Origin of the sequence: Rhizobium mesoamericanum STM3625, from assembly GCF_000312665.1 — a bacterium.
GTDB classification, from domain to species: Bacteria; Pseudomonadota; Alphaproteobacteria; order Rhizobiales; family Rhizobiaceae; genus Rhizobium; species Rhizobium mesoamericanum.
Genome location: NZ_HF536773.1, coordinates 772,391 through 778,390 on the forward strand (window position 1 = coordinate 772,391; position 6,000 = coordinate 778,390).

A 6,000-nucleotide genomic window follows, 5' to 3' on the forward strand; every position below is an offset into this window, starting at 1 on the left:
CTTGATCAGATTGCAGGCGGCTAGGGCTGGTGTGCAACATCCTGGAAGGCAGCTTCTTTTGCCATGCCGTTCTGCAAAGTCAGCCGTCCGTTGACAATCAGGTGCCGGACGCGGGCCAGGTTATGGCTCTCCACAACGGCAATGTCCGCGCGCTTTCCAGCCGCAAGAAGGCCGCGGTCGCCCGCAAGCTCGGGAAAGACACGGGCAACGTTGCCGGTCGAAAGCGCAACGGCACGCGCAAGTGTCAGGTGCCGGCGTTGTACCATGCGATGGACTGCGGCAAGAATGCTGTCAAAGTCACCACCGGCAAAGTCGGTCGATAATGTATCGACGAGCCCCTCAGCGACGAGAAGATCGATATTGGCCGGCGCATTGCGCCATCGGGTTATGATGCAATCGAGCGTCGAAACATCGATGACGACGCCGCGCTTCTTGAGTTCTCGCGCATAGGAAATGCATTCTTCCGGTTCAAAAGAGGGATGGTTGGCGTGCGCTGCAACAATGCGCGCCGAAGGGTGTCGGTCCGCCAAGGCAATCAGCGTGCGGGCCGTCGGAAGCGCATGGTGGAAGATGCTAGGCAGGCCGAAACGCTCGCATGACGCGGCAATTTCCGCCAGCCCCTCTAGAGAAAGCGCAACCGGTGGCATGACGGTTTTTCTGATAAGCTGCACGAGCAGCTTCGGTTCGATGATCGACGCCAAGCCGCATTCGGCAATCATCTCTTCAAGCACCTCGGCTGGTGCTGCACTATCCCCATCAAGGGCTCGCCCGAGGATCGTTTCCTTCAGCCTTCTCGCCCATCTGGGAGAAAGCCTGACACCAGTTGCTGCCAATACCGCTTCGGGGATGAACCGGTAATCCTGGGCCCCTCCTCCAAGTGTCTGGCCGCCCCCAGCCTCTCCAAGCGCTTTTGCGCCGGCATCAATCATCGCCTCGATCGTTGCCATCAGGTGCCGATCGCCAAGACCTTCGCCATCAATCTCCATCGCGGCCCGAATGTTGCTTGGCGTATGTGCGGTGGTGACATGAATGTCCAATGGATGTCGGCTCAGTCCGTCTCCGTCGATTTCATCGGGCAGTGCGAGCCCGCAGACGTTGAGAAGCGTCGTCGTTCCGCAAAGGAGATGACGGTTTCGGAAATATTCGACATCGGTGGCGGGCACAGGTTTCGAACCACTCGGCATCGAGGGGCCGATGATGCAGCCATGCGCATGCGCGTTGATGACGCCTGGGATAACAGTGCATCCTGCGGCATTGATCACGATGGCGTCGACTGCAGCGTTCGGGGATCCTGCAGCGACCTCAACAATCTGATGACCGCGAACCCGAACGTAGCCGATGTCATGGATGGTCGAGCCGTCTCCTGTCACAATCTGGCCGTTAACGACGAGAAGTTCAGACGCCATTGCCGCCCCCCTTGACCTCCGAAAGATCTGCTGCCTGCAGGCCATAGCCGATGCCCCGCACCGAGCGAATGGGGTCGGAGGCTCCTTTCGCCTGAAGTCTTTTGCGCAATCGACCGACATGAACATTTACTGTTTTCGGATCGACAAAGACCCTGTTTGGCCAGCAATTGCGGATGATCGTCCTGCGGTCGAACACCCTGTCCGGGTCAAGCAGAAAGCACCGAAGAATGGCAAACTCGATCCGAGGAAGATAAAGCGGCACCGAGGCGCGCCATACACGTCGCGCCGAGAGGTCCATTTTGAGGTCTCCATGGATCAGGCGCCGGTTTGCCACAGGCGCTATCAAGGCGCGAACAAGGTGGGTTGGCGGGACCGGTCGGGTGAAGACCTCGTCCGCTCCGGCATTGAGAAATGCAAGACCCTGACCGTGCGCTCCCGGATCGACGAGCGCAACGACAACGAGCTGTCGTTGCGCCCGCAGAGTGCACAGCGCTTCGCAGGTCGAAATTGCGCCCGGCAGCCTGCCGTCGATCAGGAGCGCGCAGGCGCTGACGCGGCGGACGGCCAAGACAGTGTCATCCGCCTCCGGCTGAAGATTTGTCTCATAGCCTGCCTGATCCAGGAGATAGCGCGCGATGAAGCATAGATCGCCATCCCCCGAGCCGATGACAATCGTCGGTCTCATGGGCGTACTGTCGCTGTCGTTGTGTTTCTTTGCCCTACAATCTCACGAGATCGACGGCGCTTCAAACAATCCCGCTCATCGGTCGATTAAGAAAGATTTCCGTCCCCGTCGAACAAACCACGCAGACGGATGAATACGGCGCCCCTCGACACTCCGCCCTCACCCGCCATTTCACCTGGCCCTTTCACCTGGCCCTTGCCTGGCACTCGGCGCATCTGAGCTTCATGTCATCGATGAAGCGACCGATAGCCTGGACCAATCAATCGAGTTGTCATGGAATTGGTCGTTCATGATCAGCGGACGCATGATCTGGGCGTTGTCGATCCATAGGGGAGCCCGCCATGTGCAATCAGCCTGAAACGCCCGATATACCGCCTCAGCCGGACCTTCCGGAACGTAATGATCCAGCCAGCAAGACACAGCAGCACCGCTCGCCTTGCCTGAACTGCCGTGATCCGAAATGTGAGCGTTTGCGCAAGGAGATCGTTCGCATTGTGGATACGTCTGTTGTGAACGCATCGGTAGCTTGACGCTCAGGCGGATCGCTCGCCATCACTCGGGAAGTCTGGCGCCAAACGAGCAGGACGCTCGCATAGGTTGGTACCTCCAACAGCATTTCACTACCCACAAAGATGTTAGTTGGCACATTTGGAATTCGCCGCAACTATAGAGCGATTAGCCGTCTAATCAGCAGCCGGTTCGGGTGGGCTGGGCGGCAAAATCGGAAGCACTCGCAGCAGGCGGAGACCAAAGATTCGACCGAATGTCATCATTGCTGTTTGCGGTGGCACTGATGTTCTTCCCTTGCTGGCTTCGATCGAAAGCGAGGGAATGCTGACAACAGTCGTGCACAGCATGCTCCAACTTCGCAGACATCTCTATCGGTCGCGATACCACCTGTTAATTATCGATGCCGTTTGCTTGCGGTATGAGGCGATCCGCTTTTGTCGACAGGTGCGATCCAGCGACGCAGTTCCCATCCTGATGATCCTGCCGCCAAATGACCCCGATCTGGTTGTCCAGGCCTTGGGTGCCGGAGCCGACGACTGCATGTCGCCTCCCCTTTCCGCTGCCGAATTCATTGCGCGTGCCAATAGCCTCATAAGACGCGCCTCGTACGCCTATAAGCCGCCGCCCGAGCGGCAAACGGTGTTCTCCTTCGCCGGTTTCCGCCTCAGTCTGATGAAGCGCCTGCTCCTGGATTCTGGCGGACAGATCGTCGATCTTACCGCAGCGGAATTTGATCTGTTGCTGGCCTTCTGTCGCAATCCGGGCAGACTGATGGGACGCGAGGAACTGCTGACACTAACGCATGCAGGCCTTGCCGGACCGGTGGCGCGCAGTATCGATGTTCATATCAGCAGGCTGCGCCAAAAGATCGAAGACGATCCGCAACGGCCACGCCTCATCAAGACGGTGAGGCTCGGCGGCTACGTTTTAACGGCAGACGTTGTCATCGATGAGGGCGATGCGCGAAATCCTCCGGCGGTCCCCGGCTACCCACAAACCTGACATGACTGTTAAGTTTTGTTTCGGTCATGCGCTTTCATTTGAAGCGCCAAGCCCGCGCAACTATCCATAGGCGCTGGCTGCCGCCGGTTGGGCTGGAACGTCGCGCTGCTGCAAATGAATTCAATCGAATTGCGCAAGGATGTCGCTCGGCGTCTGCGTCGGCGCCAACACGTTTGCGCCTTAAGGGAGGCATATCGAGAGATGCGTATACGTGCCCTTTTTCAGGAGCTGACCAATTCGTCCCACGCCACCCTCACGGAGGCCTCGCTCAAGAAAGCGGTGGCTGAAATTGCCACGAGCTATGGCTACGATCGCTTTGCCTATCTCAATCTGGACACGATGGGCGCTGGAAGCTTTGCGGTGTCAAATTATCCGCGAGACTGGCAGAAAATTTACTTTGATCGCTCCTACACGCTTGTCGATCCTGTCGTAACCATGGGCAAGCGCATCATGCGCGCGTTTTCCTGGAGCGTGAACGAGCAACGGCGACGGGCAACGCAGGAGGAGCGCGGGTTCTGGGATGCCGCTTCCGCCTTCAGCATTCGGGCCGGCTTGACCGTTCCAATCCGCGTAAGCTTCGGGCAGACGGCGATGCTGACACTCGCGTCGCCTTATGATCTCAAACCGATTGCCTTACGTGATGTCGAATGTCTCGCGGCGGCGACTTCCGTTGCCTTTTTGCATTCTCGTTTTGGCGGAACCGATCGCCCGACGACGCGTAGAAGGCCCGGCCTTACGGACCGAGAGGCCCTCTGCCTGAAATGGGTAGCCGCCGGCAAGACCATGATGGATATCGCCGTGATCCTTGGCGTGAACTATCACACGGTTCGCTGGGATCTCGACAACGTGCGGGCGAAACTCAACGTCAAGAACCTGAGACAGGCCATCTCACGCGCCATCAAGCTTCGGCTCATCTAAGCGTGACGATCGCCGCTGATATTTTGGACCTGCGATCGGCCTACGCGATGAGTTGCTGATGCGAGGATCAGGCTCGTCAGTCGAACCAACTTACGTCGATCCTTGGCATGACGGGCCATGACCGCTGCTTGGGCTCGAAGAAAACCGATCGTCGGTCGTGAGCAGCTTTTTTGCCTCGTCCTCTCATCAGGCAGTCGCTCTGCTTGGGGCCGAGAGCATCGCCGCGTTTGCGAACAGATCAAGGCCACTCCGGCGCTGCCCTCCCACCACTCTTCAGCTCCGGTCGCGCAAAATTCGCCTGGTAACCGGCTGGACGCAATCGCTCGAAGCTTGGGCGATCGGCGGACAGAATGCCTGCAACACTCCTCGTCTCATTGATGAGCTGCGGGTCACCAAGTCGCCTGAGTGGCCAGCCCGCACGATTGAGAAGGCGTTCGAGATAGACATCGGTAACGGTCACAATCTCGCTGTAACCGTTGATGCAGCACCAGTGCGTGATTGCGGCAAACATTGTTTGCGTGGTCTCGCTAAGCAAATGTCCACGAGCGCCGGGCTTCTGAACGGCGTCGACGCAGAAACGGGAACTCTCGACCATCCCTGGATGCGATTGAAGGGCTCTCCCCTCAAGCAAACATGAAAAGACGCTCTCAAGCATGGTCGGGCCTGAGGCCGGCAGGAGCCGCGCGCAGCCGATGACATGATTACCGGCATCTACAGCGAGAATGTAGGTCGGGTCCAAGGCGTCGAACTCGTCGCGTTCGCAATCGTCCCGGCACTCGACCCAGCCAAGCCGCTCGCCGAAGACCTGCGCGCGCAGCCGGTACATGTCTTCGACCAACCGCAACTCGGCGGATGTTTCAGCTCGGCAAATTGCCACCACCTGCATCGTCATGATCCTCAGCCGTTGGTCTGACCCCAAAACCGTGCATGGAGGCGACGATCATATCCACTCGCAAATCTGCGGGTCGGCGAGCTGGAGGCTGTGCGTTGCAGGCGCCGCGCAGAAAGCAGCAGAGAACTGTTCGAGACCGGACGCTGTAGCGCGCATGGGGAACGGTTTTTGCATGGTTACCGTTCTGTGAACGGCAGTGAGGGAGCAGTGTAATGAATTGGCACAGAAGTGGAGATTTCGTCCCTCTGATGCTCGTGATGGGCGGACCGGAAAAATACAGGATCGTCACCTCTCTTGGCGACGCTGCCGCGGCGCTGATTACCGAATGGCCAAGCGACGATGGCGAGGACTACGTTGTGGCGGTTAGAGCCTGCCTCGATGCAATTCATGGAAATGCCTCGGCCCACGATGCTCGCGCAGCACTCATTCGCGCGGCCAAGGAAGCAGGAATTCCGGTAATTACTGTCGTGCACTGAGCTGGAGCGGGATTTCGCCGAGACCCGGCGCGGCGTGACCACCAGCATTTTCGACAATAAGCAGAAGCGGTCCAAAAGTGGAGGCGGTGAAGAGTTAGCCGAGCACGGCTG

Annotated in this window: 6 protein-coding genes; 3 read left to right on the forward strand and 3 right to left on the reverse strand. The window is 58.5% G+C overall.

The window, feature by feature from the left end:
- Nucleotides 1–20: 20 nt before the first annotated feature.
- Entirely contained in the window at nt 21–1,406 is a 1,386-nt protein-coding gene (locus tag BN77_RS23850) for an amidohydrolase family protein (protein ID WP_007536905.1), read from the reverse strand.
- The gene (locus BN77_RS23855) at nt 1,396–2,091 is read right to left on the reverse strand and encodes a winged helix-turn-helix transcriptional regulator (protein WP_007536906.1); all 696 of its coding nucleotides are present in this window, start codon (nt 2,089–2,091) and stop codon (nt 1,396–1,398) included. The genes BN77_RS23850 and BN77_RS23855 overlap by 11 nt, the downstream gene beginning before the upstream one ends.
- An 831-nt stretch (nt 2,092–2,922) precedes the next feature.
- Between BN77_RS23855 and BN77_RS23865 the strand changes: the two genes are divergently transcribed.
- Both BN77_RS23865 and BN77_RS23870 read left to right on the forward strand, forming a co-directional pair.
- Nucleotides 2,923–3,603, forward strand: a complete 681-nt coding sequence (locus tag BN77_RS23865) for a winged helix-turn-helix domain-containing protein (RefSeq protein ID WP_007536909.1) — start codon at nt 2,923–2,925, stop codon at nt 3,601–3,603.
- A 201-nt stretch (nt 3,604–3,804) separates the two neighbouring features.
- Complete coding sequence (locus tag BN77_RS23870; protein WP_007536910.1) at nt 3,805–4,521, forward strand: autoinducer binding domain-containing protein; 717 nt, start codon at nt 3,805–3,807, stop codon at nt 4,519–4,521.
- 238 nt (nt 4,522–4,759) lie between these two features.
- On the opposite strand, the gene traI is transcribed toward BN77_RS23870, so the two are convergent.
- On the reverse strand, nt 4,760–5,407 hold the full coding sequence (gene traI, locus BN77_RS23875; protein WP_040678705.1) for an acyl-homoserine-lactone synthase: 648 nt from the start codon (nt 5,405–5,407) through the stop codon (nt 4,760–4,762).
- Between the two features lie 218 nt (nt 5,408–5,625).
- On the opposite strand from traI, the gene BN77_RS23880 reads away from it, so the two are divergent.
- Nucleotides 5,626–5,889, forward strand: a complete 264-nt coding sequence (locus tag BN77_RS23880) for a DUF982 domain-containing protein (protein ID WP_007536912.1) — start codon at nt 5,626–5,628, stop codon at nt 5,887–5,889.
- The last annotated feature ends 111 nt before the right edge of the window (nt 5,890–6,000 follow it).